A 23,981-nucleotide genomic window follows, 5' to 3' on the forward strand; every position below is an offset into this window, starting at 1 on the left:
CGATGCCAACGGCCTGCCTCCCGGCGACGACCCAGCACAGCAAACGCTTACTAACAATACCACTACCGTTTTTTGGGGCATTATTACCACAATTGCCGGCTGCAAAGACACGGTGCAAATTGAATACAGTGTTTATGCCCCCTTAGAAGGCGTGGCTATTATTTACGACTGCGTTGGTACAACAGGATTGCAAATTGATTTATCCGGAGTAACCGGCGGCGATGGCGGTCCTTATGCAGTAACAAATAACTCGCCCAACAAAAGTGGCGACATTTTAGCACAAGGCGACCCCTATACTGTTATTATTGAAGACGGTAGTTTTGGCTGCACCGTTACTATTGATGGTGTTGTAAACTGTTGTGTTCCGGATCCTGGGGTAGCAACCGCCCCAACAGCCACCGAAGTTTGCGTAGATAGCGATATTGTATCCGAAAATACATCGCCTGCTATAACATTCTCCGATAATCCATCGGGGGCTAACGAAGGCACGCCCGATTATGTTTTTATTATAACCTCAAGCCAACTTGGCGACAGTATTTTTGCTTTGTCGCCAACAGGTGCCTACGACTTTACCAATGCCCCGCCCGGCGAATACTGTTTTACCGGCCTTGCTTACAACGAAAGTCAAATAGATGCCGCCGCCGATGTGATGGTAGGCCCTGGCGACTATAACTTGCAATATTTATTAGAATTAGCCGCAAGTGTTGGCTTAATTTCGCCACTTACCATTGAAAACGTTGCTGCCAATTTACCTACAATCGAAAACGTTTCGGGTATTGACTTATGTTATGCTTTCCAAGCCGAGCCAATTTATTGTATAGGGCCATTAACTGCCAAGTTTGCACGCCACCGGCGCAGCCAACCAACCCGCAAAATGGAGTATATTGTAGTACAACCGACCCTGTTTCAATATCAGTAGCGGCCCCTGGTACTGGGCTTGAAATTGCCTGGTTTACCCTGCCCAGCGGTGGCACACAGTTAGCAACAGGCAATGTATTTACCCCTGCAAACGAAGGCACATATTATGCCGAAACTCAAATAGCCAATTTTCCAGGATGTGTGTCGTTAAGTCGTACTGCCGTAACCCTAACCAAAATTAATCCACCAAACCCCGCAACAGTACAGCAATCGGCAAATTTATGTAATGCCGGCAATACCTACCCCGACAATATAAATTTGATGACCTTAGTTAGCGGTAATTCATCCGGAAACTGGAGTGAAAATCCACTTAACCCAAGTACAGGTAATTTGGTGGGAAGCAATTTTAATGCATCCGGAATACCGCCGGGCGCTTACACCCTAACCTACACATTAACAGCAACTTCTCCTTGTCAAAACATCAGTTATAACACTATTATTCAAGTAATTGATTGTCAAAACTGTGTTCCGCCAGCTGCGCCAACCAACCCACAAGGTGCTACGTATTGCACTACTAACACCATACCTGCTATTTCAGTTGCCGACCCCGGCACAGGTTATTTAATTACCTGGTACGATGCGCCTGTCGGTGGCAATGCAGTAGGATTTGGAGCAAGTTTTACCGCCTCGGGGCCCGGAAGCTACTATGCCCAAACATCGGTTAGTGGCGATGCTGCTTGCGTAAGCCTTACCCGTACCCAAGTGGATTTGGTAGGCATTAGCCCGCCAAGCGCAAGTGTAAATAATGCTGTTGTGCTTTGTTTAAGTGCCGAAGATGGCCCTACATCGGTGGCTTTTGCCGACTTAATATCAAGTGGTCAAACAGATGGAACTTGGACTGAAATTTCAATGCCTGCATCTGGTGGGTTTAGCCCCTCCGGATTTGATGGTATAGCCGCCGGCGAGGGCACTTATACTGTTCGCTATACGGTTAGTGCCACCCCCTGCGCAGATATTGCTTATGATATTACTATTTATGTGGTTGATTGTGCTAATATAGCTTGTAATGCCGATGCCGGCGAACCCATACCACCAACAGATACCCAAGCCTGCAACGACAGTAGCAACCCAAACGAAAACATCTCATCTCCTATATCCGGATGGGCACAACAACCATCTGGTGTACTTCAAGGTACGCCTAACTATGCCTTTATTATAAGTAGCACCAATCAAGGCGACAGTATTATAGGACTTAGCCCAAATGGCGCATTTAATTTCACCGGATTTGCAGAAGGCGAATATTGTTTTACCGGATTGGCTTATAACAATGCGCAGGTAGATGCCGCCGCCGATAACTTGTTAGGCCCAGGCAACTACACCTTAGCAGATTTGTTGGCCATAGCAGCCGAGTCTGGATTTGTTAGCCCCTTTACCGTTCCTAATGTGGAAGCCAACTTACCACTAATTGGCAATTTAACCGGCGTAACCCTTTGTACCGATTTCCAAAATGCTACCGCATGGTGTGTTGATGTTGGCTATTGTCAAACTGCTTGTGTTACCCCTGCTGCGCCTACAAATCCACAAAACAACAGTTATTGTGTTGGTAGCCCTACAACGTCTATATCAGTTGCCGACCCCGGTACTGGTTTTGTTATAACCTGGTTTACCCAAGCTGTAGGTGGTAGTATTGCCGGCGTTGGGGCAAGTTTAACTCCGGCAAGCGCCGGCACCTACTATGCCGAAACTTCGGTCGTGGGATTTGCCTCTTGTAAATCTACAACACGCACACCCGCAACTTTAACAGCTATAACGCCGCCAAATGGTGCTACTTTAACTATTAATACCAATTTGTGTTCAAAAGGCTTGGATTTCCCGAATAATCTTACCTTAAGCACGCTTGTTTTAAGTGGCAACACTGCCGGAGTATGGAGCGAAGCATCCGGAAACCCCAGCACTGGCAATATATCGGGCGGAAAATTTAACGCCTCAAACATAAAGCCCGGAACTTATACGCTTAACTATACAATTAAGGCTACTGCACCGTGCACCGATTTGATATTTACGACCATTATTAATGTTATAGACTGCGAAAGTTGCGTGCCACCCAACCCGCCTGCAAACCCACAATCGGCAACCTATTGTACCACCGAAATTATACCCGAAATAGCAGTTGATGAGCCAAACCCTGATCAGGTAATTGTTTGGTTTGATGCCGCCGCTGGTGGTAACGAACTTGGACAAGGTGCTGTATTTGCACCCGGAGTTCCCGGCATTTACTATGCCGAAACACAAAACACCGACGACCCTTTATGCAAAAGTTTGGTTAGAACTGAAGTAAACCTAATTGCTGTTGCCCCACCCGTTGCTACCGTTACCGATGCAGTTGTACTTTGTACTAAAGCTATTGACGGTGCAACCAAAGTGTTTTTTGCCGATTTAATAGCAGGGGGTAATACCGATGGAATATGGGAAAACCTAACACCGTCGCCCGGATATTCAGCTACCGGATGGGATGCTTTAAAATCGGGCTTGGGTACATTTAAGGTGCGCTATCGTTTGCAAGCCGAGCCATGCGCCGACCAAACCTACGAAGTTATTATTTATGTTATTGACTGTGCAAATGTAGAATGTAAAGCCAATGCTGGTGTACCAACACCGCCCACCGATTTGGACGTCTGCGCAGACAACGACAACCCCAGCGAAAACCTTTCAAGCGCATCGCCGGGCTTTGATGTACCCCCATCGGGTGTATTAGAGGGTACGCCTAATTATACCTATATTGTTACTGGCCCCGACAGCTTAATTATTGGCCTTACTAATACCGGGGTATTTGATTTTACCGGCAAACCAGAAGGCGAATATTGTTTTACCGGCCTGGCCTACAACAACAAACAAGTTGATGCCGCAGCCGATGAACTATTAGAGCCAGGCAATTATACTTTGGGCGATTTATTGACAGTAGCAGAAAGCTCGGGATTTGTTGACCCATTTACCGTGCCTAACGTAGAAGCAAACTTACCGCTAATTGGCAATTTAACCGGTGTACAACTTTGTTTAGATTTTGCAGCCGCGCCCAACTGGTGTATTACAGTTAAATATTGTGATACTGAGTGTGTGCCCCCCGCCAAGCCTACCGGCGCATTTAACAATACTTTTTGCGCGAACAGTATTCCGGATATTATTGCCGTTGCCGACCCAGGTCCAGAATTTACGATAGTTTGGTTTGATGTGCCAACCGGAGGTTCTGCCTTAAGCTCGGGATATGAATTTTTACCTCCCGCAGCCGGTACTTATTACGCCGAAACGCAATTTGCTAATTTCACCAGTTGCAAAAGTACTTCGCGCACGGCGGTAACTTTAAGCGAAATTACACCCCCCGAACCTGCCGTAGTTTTAGCAGGAACATCGTTGTGCATTGCTCTTGACGGACCAAATCCAAATAGTATTAACTTATTTGACATGGTTGTTGATGGCAATTTTGATGGTAATTTTGAAGAAGATTTCGACAATCCGGAATTAGGTAAAATTAGCAGTAATGTATTCAACGCCTTAGGAATTACCCCCGGCTCGTACAAGATATGGTATCGCGTAACAGCTATTGCGCCTTGTGCCGATTTATTATATCCAATAACTTTAACTGTTGTTGATTGCGAAACCTGCGTACCTCCGGCAAACGCTACCAATCCCAAAGGCGGTGTTTACTGTACCAACGAGGCCATTCCGGCGGTAAGTGTTGATAATCCCGGCGCCGATTATTTGGTAAATTGGTACGATGCCGAAATAGGCGGCAATTTATTGGGCACAGGCGTTAGTTTTACCCCTTCAACTGCCGGAACCTATTGGGCGCAAATAATCAACGCCAACGACCCCACTTGTGCAAGTCCAAACCGCGTTAGCGCTACGCTTACACCTGTTGCACCGCCAGTGGCTACCATATCGGATGCAGTATTGCTCTGTACTGTTGAGGCAGATGGTCCTACTCAAATAACTTTAGCCGAGCTTATTATAGACGGCGACAGCACCGGAACATGGATGGAAACCACACCACCATCGGGCGGCTTGGGTGCCGGAGTTTTTGACGGCCTAAAATCGGGAATCGGAACATTTGAATTAGCCTATACCTTAACAACCGCAGGCTGCAATGACGTAGTTTATCCGGTAACTGTTTACGTGCTAAACTGCGCCGATATTATTTGTACGCCCAGCGCGGGTGTGGCTGCTGCTCCTAAAGATTTTGAGATTTGTAAAAATAGTCCCATACCTGCCGAAAATAAATCGGTGGCTTATGCGGGCTTTACCACCAAACCGTCGGGACCTTTAGAGGGCACGCCTAATTACACTTTTATTGTAACTGACCCTACCGGTTTAATTGTTGGCTTATCTAAAAATGGTGTTTTCGATTTTAGCGGCTACAGCGAAGGTAATTATTGTTTCACAGGTATGGCCTATAACGAAGCCGAAATTAACAAGGCGGCTAATGCCCTTTTGGGACCGGGTAAATATACATTGGCTAATTTATTAGATGTGGCTAAAAATTCGGGCTTGGTCGATCCTTTTACCGTTCCGAATGTTGAAGCACAACTACCTTTAATTGGTATGCTGACAGGTATTAATTTATGTACCGATTTTATGGATGCCCCAGCATATTGTATGGACGTAGTATCGTGCGCCTGTGAAGTAGCAGTAAATACGGCCATACCAACCGGATGCGATGCCTTAACCAACACCTATAATGTAACTATAAATATTAGTTATAGCGCAGCCCCGTCTGGCCAATTATCAATTACCATAGGCAGTAAAACGGGTGTGTTTGAGGTAGTTCCTGGCGAAAGTGGTACTTTTAATTTTGTTATGTCTGGTTTGACTGCCGACGGCAAGAAAAACCTTGCCGTTACAGCCGCATTTAACGCCGGATGTACCTCAACCTTGCAAGCTGCGTATAATGCACCCGAATCTTGTGAAGGTGGCGGCAACAACGATTGCTTGGCAAACGCGGGTACAATAATAGCTCCGGAAATAATTTGCAATGACGTTGGCAGCATCCCAGTATCGGGCGAAGGTTATAATAATACATCCGGACACGAACAATGGTATATTTTAGCCAATCAAGTTGATAAAATTTTAGGTATTAGTCAAACCGAGTTGCCCAAGCAGCCCAATGGCACGTACCGTATTTATGCCATTAACATATTAAAAAGTAATGCACCAACCTTTGCACTTGGCGACCAAATCAGCGAAATTATAGCCCAAACCGAAACTTGTTTTAGCCTTAGCGCTAAAGCAAACCTCGAAATTGAAAAACCCATCGTAGTTGAGGAAGAACGCAACTGTTTGCCTGCTATATTAACCGGAAAATACGACGTAGGCGTGTTAGTGAGTGGCGGTAAAGCACCCTATAATGCCGAGGTTTATACCGAGTACGACTCGTTGGTGGTAAGTTATGCGGGTATTGGTGAGTATAGTGCGTTTTCGTTCAAAATGAAAAACGAAGATGGCTACAAAGTATTTATTACCGACTCGAAAGGCTGCCAAACCGTGTTAGATAACAGCGATATTGAAGATTGCGTAGCCCTGCCAATTGCCTTGTTGGCCTTTACCGGCGAAGTACAAACGGCTGGCAATATGTTAAGCTGGTCAACCGCTACCGAAACCGACAACGTTTTGTTTACCGTACTACACAGCACTAATGGTATAGATTTTAATTCGATTGGCACTTTAAAAGGTGCGGGCAATAGTATAGACTTCCGGAATTACACCCTATTTCATCCGGAAAAAACTGGCGGAATGCATTATTATTATTTGCAAACTACTGCTACTGATGGCGCTGTTAAAAAAGCATCGGGCATTATAGCTCTGTATCGCACAACAGACGTTTTTGCCCTCATTGCGGTAAAACCCATACCTACAAATGACATCTTGCAGGTTACTATTAACTCGCCCTTACAACAAACCTTAAAAATTGTTGTAACCGATATTACCGGCAGAGTAGCTTTACAAACTACCTGGCACGCAACCGAAGGCAATAATAATTACCAACTTCAAATGGGCAGTTTGCCCGCTGGGTTATACGACTTGCGCATTTATAACCAGCAAAACGAGGTGGTAACGCACCGAATTGCCAAACAGTAAACAAAGTTGCTTAGTAAAAAAACCCTTGTTGCATGGTAAACATAATACAGCAAGGGTTTTTATTTGTTTTCGTTGGCTGATAATAAATTTTTAACGCTAATATAAAACATAATTACTAATTTTGGCCGCTATGCGCGAACCTGTTTTTATTAAGCGAAATGCCGAAAAATGGCAAACTTTCGAACAAATTTTATCCGGAAACGATAATTATTTGCATCCAGATAAAAAGGCTGAACTATTTATTGAGCTAACCGATGATTTAGCTTATGCCAAAACTTTTTTCCCTCAGAGCCAAATCACACAATACTTAAATAGCCTTACGGCTAAAGTTCACCGCAGCATTTATCGCAACAAAAAAGCAGATACTAATAAATTTATTCATTTTTGGCGGGTCGAATTGCCCATGCTCCTGTACGAAGCGCGGCGATTTTTGCTCTACAGCTTTATTATTTTTGCTTTAGCAGCCTTAATAGGAGCTTTTTCGGCGGCCAACGACGATAAATTTGTACGCCTCATTTTAGGTGATTCTTATGTAAACATGACCCTCGAAAATATTGAAAAAGGCGACCCTATGGGTGTGTATAAACAAGAAGGAAGCAGTTTTATGTTTTTGGCTATTACATTTAATAATATTAGAGTTTCGTTTTATGCGTTTGTATTAGGCATATTGTTTTCGGTGGGTACGGCCTGGGTATTATTTTCGAATGGGGTTATGTTGGGGGCTTTTCAATATTTTTTTTACCAGAAGGGGCTGTTTTTAACTTCGTTTTTAACAATTTGGATTCATGGCACCATTGAAATTTCGGCAATTATATTAGCGGGTTGCGCCGGCATGGTCATGGGCAATAGTATTACCTTTGCCGGAACCTATCCGCGGAGTGTTTCGTTTGTGCGAGGGGTGCAACAAGGCGCAAAAATATTGGTAGGTTTAATACCACTTTTTATTATAGCCGGCTTTTTAGAAGGTTTTGTAACACGCCTTACCGAAATGCATATTTTAATGAAAATAGCCATCATTGCGGTATCGGCTATATTTGTTGTGGGCTATTTTGTAGTTTACCCCGTATTAGTTTACAAATCAGAACAAGCTTTTTTGGCAAATATATCAACAACAAGGCTTAGTTTTAAAGACGAAGACAGTTTTTTTATACCTGCAAAGCAAAACGCCTATTCAACAGAGTCTGCAACGGCAATAATATCAGACAAATAATTTTTCCGGAAAAGCGTATAATAAACCGAATCTAAAAACTGTCCATCAAAATAACAATTCTCTTTAAAATATCCTTCTTTAACAAATCCATTTTTCTGCAACAATTTTTCCGATGCTGTATTTTGTGGGTCAATAACTGCTTCGATGCGGTGTAGTTGCATGGTTTTAAACCCGTATTGAATAACAACATTTAACGCCTCGTGCATAACTCCTTTATTTTGATTTTCGAGCGACAAGAGATAGCCAATTTCGGCACTGTGGTTTTGGGGCTGCGTGCGCACATAGCCAATTAGCCCTATTAAAATATCCGGATGATTTTGCCAAGCAATACCCCAGTTCAGGTTTATATTTTCGGCAATACCCGTATTATACAGGTCAATATGTTGCAGCGCATCCGCTAAATTTTGAGCCAATGGGCGCGGTATATAACGCATAATATTGGGGTTCGACCTTAAGGCTAAAATTTGAGTGGCATCGGCAGGGGTAACTTGCCTAAGGAGCAAACGCGCAGTACTTATGGAAGGGAAGGGTGTAAATTGAAAATATAGCATAGACTTAAAAAGTTCCGAATAAAAGTAAGCAGTTTAAATTTGAGTATTGGTTAAAAAACTGAGGCTGTAAACTATTTTTGCAAATTTTAATCCGGATGAAAAAAACGTCCTATCTTTCGCACAAAATTATTCATTTCTGGCCAAAATGCAGTAGCGTTAACTAAACACACTATTTGTCTGCGGCAAATTTATTTATTTATACAACTAATTTATTATTATATGTCGGTACATAAAGATGTAAAACGAGTTACCACCCGTGTACTTTTAGAGATGAAACAACACGGCGAAAAAATTGCCATGCTAACTTCATACGATTATTCGATGGCCAAATTGGTTGATGCTGCCGGCATAGATATTATTTTGGTTGGCGACTCGGCCTCGAACGTAATGGCTGGCCACGAAACCACCTTGCCCATTACGCTAAATCAAATGATTTACCACGCCGCATCGGTTGTGCGCGCTGTGAGCCGGGCTTTGGTTATAGTTGATTTGCCCTTTGGCTCGTACCAGGGCAATTCAAAACTTGCGCTCAACTCCACTATCCGCATTATGAAAGAATCGGGCGCGCACGGCGTAAAATTAGAAGGGGGATCTGAAATTGTCGATTCAATAAGCCGAATTTTAACGGCTGGTGTGCCAGTAATGGGACATTTAGGGCTTACGCCACAATCGATATACAAGTTTGGCACCTATAATGTGCGGGCCAAAGAAGATGCCGAAGCCCATAAACTGATAGAAGATGCACAACTGTTAGAACAAGCAGGTTGTTTTGCCTTAGTGCTCGAAAAAATACCCGCCGCCTTAGGCGAAAAAAGTGGCAAAAGCAATACAAATTCCGGTAATTGGTATTGGCGCCGGCGGCGGTGTTGACGGGCAAGTTTTAGTATTGCACGACATGCTGGGACTAACCCAAGAGTTTAAACCTCGATTTTTGCGGCGTTATCTTAACCTTGGCGACGAAATAAAATCAGCAGTCAGCAAATATGTTGAGGATGTTAGGCTGCGCGATTTTCCGAACGAATCAGAACAGTATTGATTGAGAAGCACCAAGTTATAAATTTCTTCTCCGGATAAGGCAGTGTGCTTTGCTCAATAGCCATCAACATCATCCGGCCGGATTAAGTGTTTTACTTAGGTTCGCTTCACAAATAAATCCCATTTTTTAGCCATATTATTCGCAAATTCGCGCATTTCGGCTGCCGTTTCGGGGTCGTTTGTGGCTTTTTGCAGGGTATCGGCCATGGTGTAAACGGTTTGAAAAATAAAGTGTTGCATTTCGCGTACTTGCATTTCTTTTGTCCATAAATCAATACGCAGGGAGGTTTTTTGTTGTTCATCCCAAAGTGCCATTAGCATAGCTTTAGCGTCTTTTTCTCCGGGGATGGGGTGGCCATCGGCTTGCCATTTTATTTGTACTGGCAATTTTTGGCTATTTAGCCCTACATTAATGATTATTTGGTTGGTGATAGCAACACCATTATTTTGGTCTTTTTCGGTAACAGCTGGCATGGTATGTCTTTGTTTAGTAAATAGTAAATAGTGGGATTAATTTAACAAGATATTATATTATTAAAAAACTACGCATCAAGTGCATAGGCATCTTGTAAAATAGTTTCAATAAATGACGATGCAGGTTGTATGGGGTTATCAATTTTAAGTAATTCTACTAATCTTTCGGCTAGTTCATCTAAAAGTTTATAGTTTGTGTGTTTCATGGCCGCATCGTAAACAGTCCTAATTTTGTTGATGTCCTCGTCTGTCAGCAAATGAACTTGGGGGTAGGTTATTTGGTGGTTTTGGGGTTTAGTAAAATTGGCCAACCAGTTGGGGTTAAAAGTTTGGTTTTCTTGTTTGGTCGAAACGACTGTTGTTCCGGCGGCAATATCGCCTATGCGCTGCCCTTTTCCGCCAATTATTATACTGAGCACCGCAGCCCCGCCCAAGGTTAAGCTAATATCCAAAAGTCTAAAAATCCATCTAATTAAATAATGTACCACTCCAACCCGGCTGCCATCTAAACGCACTACTTTTAACTGCATGATGCTTTTGCCTATTGTTTGCCCATCCATTAATATTTCGGCAAGTAAGGTATATAACGAGGCCGGAATAACAGCAAAGGCAAAAAATATCCAACCCCTGTCATCGTAGTTGATATCAAGCGCAGATAAAAGTAAGGCTGTTGCAATTACTGTAGTAAAAATAATAATATTATCAATAATCGCCCCTGAATACCTATCCGATAAACTAGCTAACGGATATTCAATAACAACATTTTGTGTCGTCAGAATTGAAATGCTTTCATCGGTGTACATACCTATCTATCCAAGAGATTTAAAGCTATTTTTTATAAAATTCGTCCTCAAAGATAGACTTTTTTTATCTGGTTTAGCTTTTTTTTCTTAAAATTTACCAGTTTGTTTGGGCAAATACTCGTCTCGCACTAACTTTGGCGACCCAAACCCAAAATTAGTAATTTTTTTAGTTTAGAAATTGTATGACTATGCTTTTTTTGTTTAGAAATTATAGGATGCCTTCTTTAGCTTTAGGTTTTATAGCGCTGGTATTTGTTGCCTGTAAATCGAATAATGACAATACCAATAATCAAACTGCTAATAACAGCGAGCAGCAAACGGTAGCTCCCAACCCAAATAAAATGACAAATGCAGCGCAAATACCCGATACTAACAAAAAATACAAACTGCATTGGCTTCCACCTACTTATGATGATGCCGATATTATTGCTAACAGAATTGCCCCCCCCAATGGCTACGAGCGCCTACCTATAAAAAGCTGGACTTTTGGCGATTTTGCCCGCCATCTGCCGCTTGGAGAGGTAGGCACCACTGCCTTAAAATACGACAATACCCCCATGCCAAATCAAAAAAATTATGCCGCTATTTTAAATATTGAGGTAGGCATTAAAGATTTGCAAAAATCGGCACAATCTATTATACGCCTTTGGGCCGAGTATTTGTATCATGTAAACCGTATGGGGCAGGCTGTTTTTCATGTCAATAATGGCTACCCGCTTGACTTTGCGCGTTATATGGATGGCTACCGACCCCAAATTGACCCCGCAGGCATAACTTGGACTTTAAACGCCGACCCCAACGACACGTATGGAACTTACAAAATGTATTTAGTGCTGATTTTTCAAAACACCGACTTAGAAGCATTAAACGAAGATTTAGGCCCTGCACCCGGAAGTTATAATGATATTGCCCCCGGCGATGTGTTTATTAGTTTTGGCAACCAGCAAGATGGCCATGCCGCCATTGTAATTGATGTAGCACAAGATAAAACATCCGGAGAAAAACTGTTTTTGTTAGCGCAAGGTGGTACGCCAGCACAATCGTTTAATATACCCTCAAACCCTGCCGACCCAAGCATCTCGCCTTGGTATAAGGCCAATTATGGTAGCAGTTTTAAAACACCAATGGCTACTTTTTATCCGGCACAACGGAAAAGATTTAAAGTACAGTAATTTAATATTTATCTGAATCATCCGGATATAAAAGTTTTAGAAGTAAACCACTATTTTATCCGGATAAATAAATTCAATCTATCAAACAACAATAAGTAAGTTTTTACATTATGATTTTTGTAACTGGCGGAACCGGATTAATTGGTGCTAATTTATTAGCCTTATTAAATGCACAGCCAAACTCGTTACCCATTGTAGCCTTAGCGCGAGACCCCAAAAAAGTACCGGGTCATTTGCTACAATTGTCTAATGTGAAATGGGTTGAGGGCGATATATTAGATACAGAGTGTTTGTTTAATGCCATGCGTGGTGCAAAACAGGTTTACCATGTAGGCGCATTTGTGTCGTTAGCCCGCCGCGACAGGCCTCAAATGTTTCAAATTAACGTTACAGGTACAGCCAACGTGGTAAATGCCGCCCTTGAAAACGGGGTCGAAAGAATGTTGCATGTAAGTTCTATAGCCGCGCTTGGCATCCCGAAGGATGGCAACCAAATTACCGAAGCCTTTGACGGCGATTTAGAACGCCCAACCTGGTATGCACATACCAAACTGCAAGGCGAGTTAGAAGTTTGGCGCGGTATAGCCGAAGGTTTAAATGCCGTAATCGTTAATCCATGTATGGTATTGGGCAGTAATGGCAGCGATTTTGACCGAAGCTCGCCCTTGTTGTTTAGGCAAACATGGGAGGGTGTGCCTTTTTATCCAAAAGGAGGCACCGGATTTATTGATGTGCGCGATGTTGCCAACTTAATGTTATTACTTATGCAAAGCACAATTGTAGGCGAACGCTATATTTTAAGTGCCGAGAACCTTAGTTACCGGCATATTCTCAGTTTAATAGCACAGGTTTACGGCAAAAAACCCTCAAACCGACCCCTAACCCCATTGCTTGAACAATTAGCTTGGCGCGCCGAAGGAATAAAAAGTTTTTTAACCGGCCGAGCACCAACGCTAACCCGCGAAACCTTGGCAACTACCAGTAAAAATCGCCCTTGCGATAACAGCAAAATTAAAGCAGCTTTTCCGGCGTTTAATTTTACGCCAATAAACGAAACTATTGAGCGTGTTTGTAATGAGTTTTTAACCATAAACAAACTAAAAATATAGGTTTTGAGTTACGCCATATCGCGTTTTACTTGTATTATCGCGATACCCACACTTTAAAAGCTACCATTAACCTACTCGAAAATTCGTACCAATCCATTTCCTGCCTCGAAATATTTCCAGGCCACGGGTCTCTTAAAACTACCTTGTACGGTATTGTATTGTTGTACATATCGGTGGTGTAATAAATGGCTGTTAAAACAAAAGCATGGCCGTTGCCCCCCTGTGGATTACTAAGCCCTACAATTAATGGCCATTTATACGCCAGATTGCTTGTTATTTCATTGGCACTGTTAAGGCCAAGCTGGCAATAAATTTGCGAAACGCCCCCATCAACATTTGGCGCCCAGCCGCTAAGTGCATACATAATTTGTTGTTCTCCGGCTGGCTGGTCAACTAAACCGCCGTAAATTTTTTCAACCACCTGTTCTTGTGTTATATGCAGTCCATGATAGTTTAATACCATTTGAACACAAGCCGCCCAACACCAGTTAGCTTGCCTTTGCCTTCCGGTAGATTGAGCAGCAGAAAAAAACTCAAACTCCTCCGAAGGAATTCCCGCCGTATAATAATTTTGGCCAATCTGCGTAATACTTTGCCCATTTGTAAAACTTGGCGATAAAATGGCTAAACTCAGTATTATAAGTTTAATTATTTTCATGTGTATAAATTGTTTTTGTACGGGTTAAAAACCGGCAAGAATTGGGGCAAAATTAATTTATTGTGTGCAAATCTGTAAATCTTCGATGTTTTGCGCTATATTATGTTTAATTGTTACAAATAAAAACCACACAGCCCTGCAAATTTACACTTTTATTTTAGGCAAACAATTTTGGAACATTGCTGGCAATTAAAAATCAGAGAAAGGAAGACCAGTTTCTACAGACGTCTCCTTCCAAAGAAGCTGAATAACAATTACATCCGGATAATTTTTTTCGCCTATTCAACCCGAACTATGATTTATTGTAATTATATTGATATTTTATCTGCCCGCCCCCGCTTTTATCCGGAAAATGCTTTTTGTGTTATATTGTCTTAACTTTAATTTTCTCGCTCTAAAGGTTTTCAGAATTTTTCTTTTACCTTAGCTACCCCTATTTTAATTAACTTTGTCGCCTGTTTATTTATTAAGTTGCAATCAACTTGTTAACCGCCATTATGTTTATAGTCTGTTCAAGAGTATCTAACTCAAGTTTGTCTTTATTCATTTTTTTACTGCTGCTTGCCTTATATTGCCACCAACCTACCCGCGCACAATCGCTTAGTTGGGCACAGCGTTATAATAATACACCAAAAGAAAACCGCGACCGCACAAATTGTATTGCTAAAGATGCCTCGGGCAATATTTATACCGCCGGCTACACCTACTACCCCGGCAACGAGCGCGATTTTTTAGTGTTAAAATACGATGCCTCCGGAAATTTAATTTGGGAACAACGCATCAACAGCAATACCGACGAAAAAGACGAAGCCAAAGCTATTACCGTAGATGCCCCGGGCAATGTATATATTACCGGCGTTGGCGACGACGATTTTTTTACCGTCAAACTTAACAGCAGTGGCCAGCTTCAATGGGAAACAAGCTACGACGGCGCCGGCACTGATTATGACGAAGCCATTGGTATTGTTACCGATGCCTCTGGAAACGTTTTTATTGCCGGATTATCAGATGCCGACCCCACCATTGCCATAAGTAATAATGTGGTTGTTATTAAATACAATGCTAACGGCGTGCAACAATGGCTACAAACCTATAACGGAACTGGCAATTTAAACGACCAACCCAGCGCATTGGGTATTGATGCTTCTGGCAACGTTTATATATCCGGATTTACCGAAGCAGCCGGCGGCAATCAAAATTTATTAGTGCTAAAATACAACACATCCGGCGTATTGCAATTTACCAAAAATATTGATGTTAGCGGCAACGATGATGTGCTAAACGAGTTAGCCCTCGATGCCTCGTTTTTATACGTTACCGGCGAAACCGATAACGGCGACGATGACGACTATATAACTTATAAATACGACCTGTCGGGAGCACAACAATGGGTTAAAACCTACGATTTTGGCGATAACGACCGCACATCGGGCATTGATGTTGATGCCAACGGCAACGTTTTTGTTACCGGACGAAGTAAAAACACCAACGACGACTTTGATGTTGCCACTATTAAATACAACAGCGCCGGCACCCAACAATGGGTAAACCGCTACAATGCAGGCTTTGAAGACCGCGGCACAGGTATTGTGGCCGATGCCGCCGGCAACTGCTTTGTTACCGGATATACTTTTACCAGCAATAACCCCGCCGATGTAAATTTTTTAACCCTCTATTGCTCGGGCGCGGGTGCTGCCACCGTACTAACTAATTTTAACGATGCCGGCAACGATATTGACCGCGGCTACAACCTTGTTTTTGCAGACGGCAACGCTTTTGCAGTAGGTTATGGCAACAACGGCGCCCCCAATTTTACCGATGCGCTGCTGTTTAAATACAATGCATCGGCACAGTTGTTTATGAAACGCTACAATGGCCTTGGCGAAAACAGCGATAAATTTTTTGCCTCGGTAGTTGATGCCAACGGCAATATTTACGCCACCGGATACAGCCACACTTATTTAGAAGGGCGAAATATTTTAACCGCAAAATTTAACAGCGCAGGCGTATTACAATGGACGCAACAGTTTAACTCCATAGCTGCCGACGACAAAATGGATGAAGGCGCCGCCATTACCCTCGACGGCGCCGGCAATGTATTGGTGGCCGGCACGGGCAATGACGACCTCTATGTGCTTAAATACAATACCTCGGGCACCTTACTTTGGAACAGTTTATACGCCGGAATAACCAAGGAAGACGACGAACCAGTCGCTATTTTAACCGATGCCAACAACAACATCTACGTAGTAGGAGATACCGACACCGACCCTACTAACGAAGAACTTTACGATATTGTGCTCCTTAAATACAATTCGTCGGGCACATTAATAGCCAACGCAACCTATGGCACAGCTACCAACAACGATAAACCCTACGACATGGTCTTTGATGAGGCCTACAATATTTACATTGCCGCCAAAACTGGCCTGATTACCAACGAAGAAGGCTTAGTACTTAAATACAACAACGCCCTAACACAACAATGGGCTAAAACCTATACCAACAATTTAGGAAACGACCGTTTTGATGCTGTTGCTGCCAAAAACGGCAATATTTGGGTGGCTGGCCGCCGGGGCAAAAACGCCGAAATCCACACTTTAACACAAAAATATAATTCAAACGGCAGCTTGTTATGGACAAAAATTGACAGTACAAGTATTGATGCACGCTTGTACGATATTAGTGTTGATGAGGTAGAAAATACTTATGTTTCCGGGTATTCAGTAAATAATAATGGCAATACAGATTTGTTAGCACTCAAATACAATCCGGATGGCGTACCGCAATGGAAAAACATTTTTGACAGCGGACAAAACGACGAAGCACCTGCCAACGCCCTCGATTGTGCCGGAAATCTATGGTTGGCAGGCCACAGCCAATTAGCCAATGGCAGTTTCGACATGAGGCTTTGCAAAATAAACGGTGCAAGCGGATTAACAACCTACAACACTACATGGAATCATAGCTCGGACTTAAACGACCTTGCTGACGATATTCATATCCGGTATGCGAACAATACTTCGTATATTACAGCATCCGGATATAGCCAAGATGCCACCAATCAAAACGATGCAGCTCTTTGGCAATACACACAAGCCATCACACCAATAGCAGCTCCTGCATTAACCGGCGAAGTAAACACTTGTTTGGCAAACACTTATACATATACTGTACCGGCCGTTTCGGGCGTTGCTTATAACTGGACGCTAACCGGCAATTATACCATTGTGTCGGGGTGCAACGCTACTTCAAATACTTGCACGCTTACGTGGACGAGTGGCAGCAACGGCACTGTCAATATTTCAGAAATCGGCAACTAACCACTATTCATTATTCTATGCAAGTAGTAGGCATTATACCCGCGAGGTACGCTTCGTCGCGACTGCCGGGCAAGCCCCTAAGCCAAATTGCCGGCAAAACTTTAATACAGCGTGTTTATGAGCAGGCCAAACAAGCTACTGCCTTAAACGCTGTTTATGTTGCTACTGACAGCCCTCAAATTATGCAAGCCGTAGCCAATTTTGGCGGCCACGCTATTTTAACCCATACCAACCACCAAAGCGGCACCGAACGTTGCGCCGAAGCCATCGAAAAACTACCATCTAAGCCCAATATTGTCATAAATATACAAGGAGATGAACCGTTTATTAATCCGGAGCAAATAAACCAAGTTGTTCAAATATTCACACAAAACCCAGATGCGCAGTTGGCAACACTCATCCGGAAAATAACAGAACCCGAAGTCTTGTTAAATCCAAATCACCCAAAAGTAGTTATTAACGAACAAGGGCAGGCCATATACTTTAGTCGGCAGGCCATACCATTTTTGCGCAACCACCCCACCCAAAATTGGCTACAACACCACGTTTTTTACCAGCATGTTGGCATTTATGGCTATACCGCACAAGTATTACAACAAATTGTGCAACTGCCTCCTTCGCCCCTCGAACAAGCCGAGCTGTTAGAGCAGTTGCGCTGGATAGCGCATGGTTGGCCAATTTTTACCCAAATCACCTCCTACCCTACCCTATCGGTTGATACCCCCGACGATTTAGCCGCCGCCATTGAATATGCGCAAGCAAATAACTTGTAGCCGTTTTATTAATTTATCCGGATTTTTTACCTAATTTTGGCCAAAATTTTTATTTATATGCGCCCCCTGCATTTGTATGGCACTTGCACTGCCATCTTATTTTTATCCATTACAGCAATGGCCATTTATGCAATAGGCTGCAAGCCCGGCGCTACTGCCGACAACGCCCTGGCAAACGCTACCACCCAAGCTCGCTTGCAAGGCGATTGGCAATCGGCAGATGACCCCAACAACGTAGCCTCCTTTAGAGAAGACCATTTGCTTATTATTTATAAAGGCAAAATGCAATCGAATGTAGTTTTTGAAGTGCTTGATAACTGCCAGTCGCAAACCCCCAACAACAAAGGTATGGCGTTGCGCCCCACTAATTTGGGCAGCGAAGTACCATGTTATACCCTAAAAAAGTTAAGTGTAGATAAGTTTGCTTTTCAAATTGGCGACCAAAATATAACCCGCGAATATAACCGAATAAAGCAACCCTAACAAATATTTTAAAACAACAATCATACAATAATAGTATAATAGTTTATGCGTGCAGCCAATTACACTTTTTTTAGTTTTATTTTGATGCTGATTTCTGTTTTGGCTTATTCCGGAAATGATAAAAACCAGGTAGGCGCAAGGTCGCAGGCATTAGCATTCACCGGATTAGCCTCTAATAATATAGAGGCTTTGTTTAATAATGCAGCGGGGTTGGCGCTGTTAAAAGGTTTTAGTGGGCAGGTTAGCGCCGAAAATCATTTTTTATTAAGCGATATAAACTCGTTTGGATTAGGTTTAGGACTTCCGGTAAAAAAAACAGGTAGTTTTGGACTGGGTGTTACCTATTATGGCAACCCCGCCTACAACGAAACACGTGCTGTTTTGGCTTACGGCAGAAGGCTATTTAAAAATTTTTCAATAGGCGTACAACTACAAGGTTATGCTGTAAATATGGGCGAGTATGGCAGCACTTTTAAACCTAATTTTGGTTTGGGTATTTTATACAAAGCAAGTTCCAAAATGTGGTTAGCAGGTCATTTACACAACCCATTAGAGCAAAGTATTACCGGCGCACAAGTTGATAATTTACCCACCATTCTGCAAGTTGGAATGTTGTTTAATGCTACTGATGCTTTGTCGTTTTTTGCCGAAATTGAAAAAAACTTAGTTGAAAAACCTATTTTTAAAGTAGCCGTTGAATATGCCATCGCTAAAAAGTTTTTTGTTCGGGGTGGTATTTCCGGATATCCCGCGCAGGCATCGTTAGGCGCAGGTGTGCAGGTTGGCAACCATATATTTATAGATTTTGGCTCGGCATGGCATCAAACCTTAGGTTACTCGCCGGCCTTTACGCTGCGATTTCAAAAGTAAGCTAAACTTACCGCGCCACACTGCGATACATTTTTTCAATTAGCTCAATTATTTTTCGGCCTTCCGTGCCATTGGTGGCAATGGTAGCACGGCCAAGCAAGGTATCAATCACATTTTCAATTACTTTATCATGGTTTGACATAGAGCCTTTGTAACTGCCGTAGTCATTGGCTTGTTGTTGTACTATAGTTTGCAATTCGGGTTTAGGATAGTTATTAACAAGCCAATAATCGAGGGTATTAAGGTATTGCCCACCTATTTTTACGGCACCTTCGCTTCCTAATAAAGTTATTGAGCCTTCCATATTTTGCCCAAAAGCGCCAATATTAAAATTAACCGTAATAACAGCTTGTTGTTCGTGTGATTTTAATAAAAAAGCCCCCGAATCTTCAAACTCAATACTATGTTGATGCGTAGCATTTTGCACATATCCGGATAAACAGTCGGCATCGCCCGTCAAATAATATAAAATGTCAATAAAGTGGCTAAACTGTGTAAACAAACAGCCACCGTCCTGTTTTTTAGTGCCGCGCCAGCTTGGTTTTTGGTAATAAGCATCGTTGCGGTTCCAAAAACAATTCACTACAACCTGATGTATTTGCCCTAAGCCCTGTTTTAATAGCAACTGTTTTACCGCTACAACCAGCGGATTATACCTGTTTTGCTTTACCACAAACAAATATTTATTATTGTTAAGGGCAGCGGCAATCATGGCATCACAATCGCGGGTTGATAACGCCATTGGTTTTTCGCAAACTACGTGTTTACCTGCATTTAGGGCGGCAATAGTCATAGGTGCGTGCAAATTGTTAGGAGTACAAATATGTATAATTTGCACCTCCGGTATTTGTAGAACCTCTTCAAAATCAGTAGTGGTAACCAAACTGTTTTGGTTAAGGACTACATGTGCCTCGTTAAGTCGGGCAGGATTTACATCGCATATAGCACTTAGCTGCGCGCTTGGGTTAGCCTGTATTAGCTGCGCGTGTCTAAACCCAATATTTCCCACGCCAATAACTGCAAACTGAAACATGGTGCAAAATTAGCAAAATATATAGAGTTGTTATTTATGCAACAGTTCCCAATCTTCGTGGGTTTTTGCTAAAATAGAATAAGTTGCCCTAAGTTGGGCAATTTGTGGCTCAATACCTTGAGTTAGGTCAATATTGGCTTCATTTAACAAATGTATCCAGGCCAACAGCTCGGCGGTGGCAGGTTTTTTTCGCATACCGCTTTCTCTGATTTGCATAAAATGGTCGATAGCCGCATTAACCATGCCTTGTGTAAAATTAGCTTTAAGCGGAATGCGTTTGGCGACAATTTCGGCCAACTGTTTTTTATCCGGAAAAGCAATATGATAATAAACGCATCGTCGCAAAAAAGCATCCGGAAGATTTTTTTCACTGTTGCTGGTTATAACAATAATGGGGCGGTGTGGCTCGTAAACACTTATTGTTTGGGCAGTTTCGCGGATTCTGAACTCCATTGCTTCTAATTCGTGCAATAAATCGTTCGGAAAATCGCGAGGCGCTTTGTCTATTTCGTCAATTAATACTACTGCGCGCTCTTGTTGCGAGTTGGCAATGGCTTTGCCTAAAGCTTCGAGGGCTATATATTGTTGCGCCTGTGGTGCCTGATGGTTGGCTTGTTTAATTTGTGCATCGTGAAAATGCCCCAGCGAATCGTAACGATAAAAAAGGTCGCGCGCTTCGGTATTGGTTTTGGTGTAAAACACATACAAAGGCAAGTTTAATTGCCAGGCTATACTGTTTGCCAACTGAGTTTTACCGGTGCCGGGCTCGCCGGTAAGCAAAAGGGGTTGGCCAAGCGCAAGCGCAACATTTACAGCATCGGCCAATGGTTGCGAGGCAATATAAAATTCGGGTGCATCTAATCCGGGCAAGCACTTAAATAACGGCGAAGACAAGCCGCGTTCTAATACAGTTTGATTGTTAGTAGCGTACTGGCTAAAATGGAGTTGCTGAGGCATTTCTACAGATAAAATTAAACTTAAATTAGTGCAGGTGTTTGCAAGGCAAAAATAGTGGTAAATGATTAATTCTTTTTGTTGCTAATTGCACTATAAGCCTATTTTACTACCTTTAATCCTATAGATTTTGTAACTTTGCGGTGCAAAAATATCCGGATAAAACGAGTAAAAAAAGCTAAACCTTGTTAAAACCCATTTTTTATCCGGAATAATTCTTTTATAAACGAAACTGCAAAAAAAATGTCTAATTTATCTCGTATCGAAACCCTTTTAGGCGACAAAGCTCAGTCGTTATTATCACACGTTAGTAACACCGTAAGCAAAGAGCACCTACATGCCCCCGGCCCCGATTTTGTTGAGCGTATTTTTGGCGTTTCTAACCGCAATATTCAAACGTTGCGAAGCCTGCAAACCATTTTAAATCATGGGCGTTTAGCTGGCAGTGGCTACCTCTCTATTTTACCCGTTGATCAAGGTATTGAACATACCGCCGGTGCTTCGTTTGCACCTAATCCCATTTATTTTGACCCCGAAAATATAGTGCAATTAGCCATTGAAGGCGGTTGCAATGCGGTGGCCACTACTTTTGGTAATTTAGGCATTTTAGCACGAAAATATGCCCATAAAATACCGTTTTTGGTTAAAATAAATCATAATGAATTACTAACCTACCCTAATAAATTTGACCAAGTTTTATACGGCAGCGTACAAGATGCCTGGAATTTAGGTGCCGCCGCCGTAGGCGCTACTATTTATTACGGCTCGGACGAGGCAACACGCCAAATACAAGAAATTGCCGAAGCCTTTGAACATGCCCACGACCTTGGCATGGCCACTGTTTTGTGGTGTTATCTTCGCAACGGCAGCTTTAAAAAAGATGGTGTAGATTACCACGCATCCGCCGATTTAACCGGACAAGCTAACCACCTTGGCGCCACCATCCAAGCCGATATTATCAAACAAAAACTTCCTACTAATAACGGCGGGTTTAATGCCTTAAAATACAGCAAAACCCACGCAAAAGTTTATAGCCAGCTAACAACAGACCACCCCATTGACCTTTGCCGCTACCAAGTGGTAAACAATTATATGGGGCGAATTGGCCTTATAAACTCGGGGGGCGAATCGAGCGGAGCCAGCGACCTTGCCGACGCCGTAACCACAGCCGTAATTAATAAACGGGCAGGCGGTATGGGTTTAATATCGGGGCGCAAAGCTTTTCAACGCCCAATGGCCGAGGGTATTGAATTGCTGAACGCGATACAAGATGTATATTTGTGCCAAGAAATTGGTTTGGCCTAAAGAAAAGCATATAGTTAAGTTGATTTTTTTTTGTTCAGGCTCAAACTGTTTTCCGGATGATTTTTTTTCATCCGGAGAGTTGTTATTTTTCCTTTTTTTCATCCGGATGAGTTTATTTCCGGTCGAAACTTTTTTGTTAAATTATCGTCCTAACTTCCGGAGGTACTTTGCTAATATTAATTTCTAACCATCTACTTTATATGCGTTTACTCTCTGTTCGTTTAAATCGTTTTTTTTTAGCAGTTTGGATAGTCGTAAGCATTAGCCTAATATGCCTTGCGAACAATAATGTCTATGGGCAAAATAGCGTTGGTGCCTCAGCAAACACCGCCTCGATCGAAAAAATTAATACCAAACAAATTCGCAGAGCAGCCAAACGGCAACAAAAAGCCTATCTCGGCGAAATGAAACGCGAAGCCAAACGTTTGCACAAAGAGCAAGTGCGGCAACTTAAAGCAACACGCCAAAATGCCAAGGCCGAGCAAAGAGCATACCGCCAAAAACTTAGGGCCGAACGCAGCAATATATATCGCACCCGGCAACAGGCTACCGCCCAAATTATGCGCGACCGCAAAGCCGCACAAATTAGTGCTTACCGCAATAGTTTATCTTTTTCGGCGCAGGCACAAGCCAACCGCAAACACGATTTGTTAGAAGCCTCGCGTATGCAAACACAAGCCAAACTAAATGCGCAACTTGTACGCGCCGAAGTAGCAACAAAAGCAAAAAACAGCAGCTTGGCTGCCGCTTACCAAGCTCGCCACCAGCGCCATGCTTTAGAGAATGAGGCAACAAAACTGAATAAACAACACCACACCCAAGCAAAAACTAAGCGCCAGCGTGCCGCTTTAGAAATGGCCGGGGTAGTTGGGCAAGCAAAACAACAGGCCAGTTTACAACAGCATAACTATAAGCGCCAGCTTAAAGCCGACCGCAAAAAAGCACGATATAATGCTGAGAGCGAGCGCTCCTTAGTAGCCCGCGAACGCAATGCTGCCGAACTTCAGGAAAACCAACCAAATGCATCTTCTAATGAGAATGACGGCAAAACAGAACTAAAAACCTTAAAACCCAGCAAAGCCGAAAAAAAAGCTATCCGAAAAGCTAAAAAAGCCGATCGCAAAGCTGCAAAACAGGCTAAAAAGGTCGAAAAACAAAGCAGATAATAGATTTTAGGTAAAGGCAACGGTATTTTATGCCAGAATTAAAATGCTTTTTAGCAATTTGATTAATTTTATGGT

Annotated in this window: 16 protein-coding genes and 1 pseudogene; 11 read left to right on the plus strand and 6 right to left on the minus strand. The window is 42.8% G+C overall.

Annotation, left to right across the window (positions count from 1 at the left end; translation table 11 throughout):
* Positions 1–783: 783 nt before the first annotated feature.
* Positions 784–6,987, plus strand: a complete 6,204-nt coding sequence (locus tag IPI59_13830; protein ID MBK7528594.1) for a T9SS type A sorting domain-containing protein — start codon at positions 784–786, stop codon at positions 6,985–6,987.
* A gap of 130 nt (positions 6,988–7,117) precedes the next feature.
* Positions 7,118–8,197 (plus strand): stage II sporulation protein M, encoded by a 1,080-nt coding sequence (locus IPI59_13835; GenBank protein ID MBK7528595.1) that lies wholly within the window; start codon positions 7,118–7,120, stop codon positions 8,195–8,197.
* Here IPI59_13835 and IPI59_13840 read toward each other — a convergent pair.
* The gene (locus IPI59_13840; protein MBK7528596.1) at positions 8,155–8,748 is read right to left on the minus strand and encodes a GNAT family N-acetyltransferase; all 594 of its coding nucleotides are present in this window, start codon (positions 8,746–8,748) and stop codon (positions 8,155–8,157) included. The genes IPI59_13835 and IPI59_13840 overlap by 43 nt on opposite strands.
* Before the next feature lie 219 nt (positions 8,749–8,967).
* Here IPI59_13840 and panB point away from each other — a divergent pair.
* Positions 8,968–9,784: pseudogene (gene panB / locus IPI59_13845) on the plus strand (3-methyl-2-oxobutanoate hydroxymethyltransferase).
* A 95-nt stretch (positions 9,785–9,879) separates the two neighbouring features.
* Here the strand turns inward: panB and gldC are convergent.
* Together gldC and IPI59_13855 are read right to left on the minus strand one after the other, a co-directional pair.
* On the minus strand, positions 9,880–10,257 hold the full coding sequence (gene gldC, locus IPI59_13850; GenBank protein ID MBK7528597.1) for a gliding motility protein GldC: 378 nt from the start codon (positions 10,255–10,257) through the stop codon (positions 9,880–9,882).
* A gap of 68 nt (positions 10,258–10,325) precedes the next feature.
* Positions 10,326–11,060, minus strand: coding sequence for an RDD family protein (locus tag IPI59_13855; GenBank protein MBK7528598.1), 735 nt, complete (start codon positions 11,058–11,060; stop codon positions 10,326–10,328).
* Between the two features lie 215 nt (positions 11,061–11,275).
* Here IPI59_13855 and IPI59_13860 point away from each other — a divergent pair, with 215 nt between their 5' ends.
* Both IPI59_13860 and IPI59_13865 read left to right on the plus strand, forming a co-directional pair.
* Positions 11,276–12,232, plus strand: a complete 957-nt coding sequence (locus tag IPI59_13860) for a hypothetical protein (protein ID MBK7528599.1) — start codon at positions 11,276–11,278, stop codon at positions 12,230–12,232.
* Positions 12,233–12,342: 110 nt separating this feature from the next.
* Positions 12,343–13,341, plus strand: a complete 999-nt coding sequence (locus IPI59_13865; protein MBK7528600.1) for an NAD-dependent epimerase/dehydratase family protein — start codon at positions 12,343–12,345, stop codon at positions 13,339–13,341.
* Positions 13,342–13,375: 34 nt separating this feature from the next.
* Here IPI59_13865 and IPI59_13870 read toward each other — a convergent pair whose 3' ends face one another.
* On the minus strand, positions 13,376–13,999 hold the full coding sequence (locus IPI59_13870) for a C39 family peptidase (GenBank protein MBK7528601.1): 624 nt from the start codon (positions 13,997–13,999) through the stop codon (positions 13,376–13,378).
* Positions 14,000–14,532: 533 nt separating this feature from the next.
* Between IPI59_13870 and IPI59_13875 the strand changes: the two genes are divergently transcribed.
* Genes IPI59_13875 through IPI59_13890 form a run of 4 tightly spaced genes read left to right on the plus strand, consistent with a single transcriptional unit; the run spans position 14,533 to position 19,448 of the window.
* A complete protein-coding gene (locus IPI59_13875) occupies positions 14,533–17,322 on the plus strand; it encodes a hypothetical protein (GenBank protein ID MBK7528602.1) in 2,790 nt (929 codons plus the stop codon).
* A 17-nt stretch (positions 17,323–17,339) separates the two neighbouring features.
* On the plus strand, positions 17,340–18,095 hold the full coding sequence (gene kdsB, locus IPI59_13880) for a 3-deoxy-manno-octulosonate cytidylyltransferase (protein MBK7528603.1): 756 nt from the start codon (positions 17,340–17,342) through the stop codon (positions 18,093–18,095).
* Between the two features lie 57 nt (positions 18,096–18,152).
* On the plus strand, positions 18,153–18,578 hold the full coding sequence (locus IPI59_13885) for a hypothetical protein (protein ID MBK7528604.1): 426 nt from the start codon (positions 18,153–18,155) through the stop codon (positions 18,576–18,578).
* A gap of 45 nt (positions 18,579–18,623) precedes the next feature.
* Positions 18,624–19,448: a hypothetical protein gene (locus IPI59_13890; protein MBK7528605.1), complete on the plus strand. Its 825-nt coding sequence runs from the start codon at positions 18,624–18,626 to the stop codon at positions 19,446–19,448.
* Between the two features lie 7 nt (positions 19,449–19,455).
* Here IPI59_13890 and IPI59_13895 read toward each other — a convergent pair whose 3' ends face one another.
* On the minus strand, positions 19,456–20,481 hold the full coding sequence (locus tag IPI59_13895) for a Gfo/Idh/MocA family oxidoreductase (protein MBK7528606.1): 1,026 nt from the start codon (positions 20,479–20,481) through the stop codon (positions 19,456–19,458).
* Between the two features lie 30 nt (positions 20,482–20,511).
* On the minus strand, positions 20,512–21,438 hold the full coding sequence (locus tag IPI59_13900) for a MoxR family ATPase (protein ID MBK7528607.1): 927 nt from the start codon (positions 21,436–21,438) through the stop codon (positions 20,512–20,514).
* 240 nt (positions 21,439–21,678) lie between these two features.
* Between IPI59_13900 and IPI59_13905 the strand changes: the two genes are divergently transcribed.
* Positions 21,679–22,740, plus strand: coding sequence for a class I fructose-bisphosphate aldolase (locus tag IPI59_13905; GenBank protein MBK7528608.1), 1,062 nt, complete (start codon positions 21,679–21,681; stop codon positions 22,738–22,740).
* Positions 22,741–22,940: 200 nt separating this feature from the next.
* Positions 22,941–23,906, plus strand: a complete 966-nt coding sequence (locus IPI59_13910) for a hypothetical protein (protein ID MBK7528609.1) — start codon at positions 22,941–22,943, stop codon at positions 23,904–23,906.
* Positions 23,907–23,981: the final 75 nt, after the last annotated feature.

The sequence above is a fragment of the Sphingobacteriales bacterium genome (assembly GCA_016706405.1).
Taxonomy (GTDB): domain Bacteria; phylum Bacteroidota; class Bacteroidia; order Chitinophagales; family UBA2359; genus BJ6.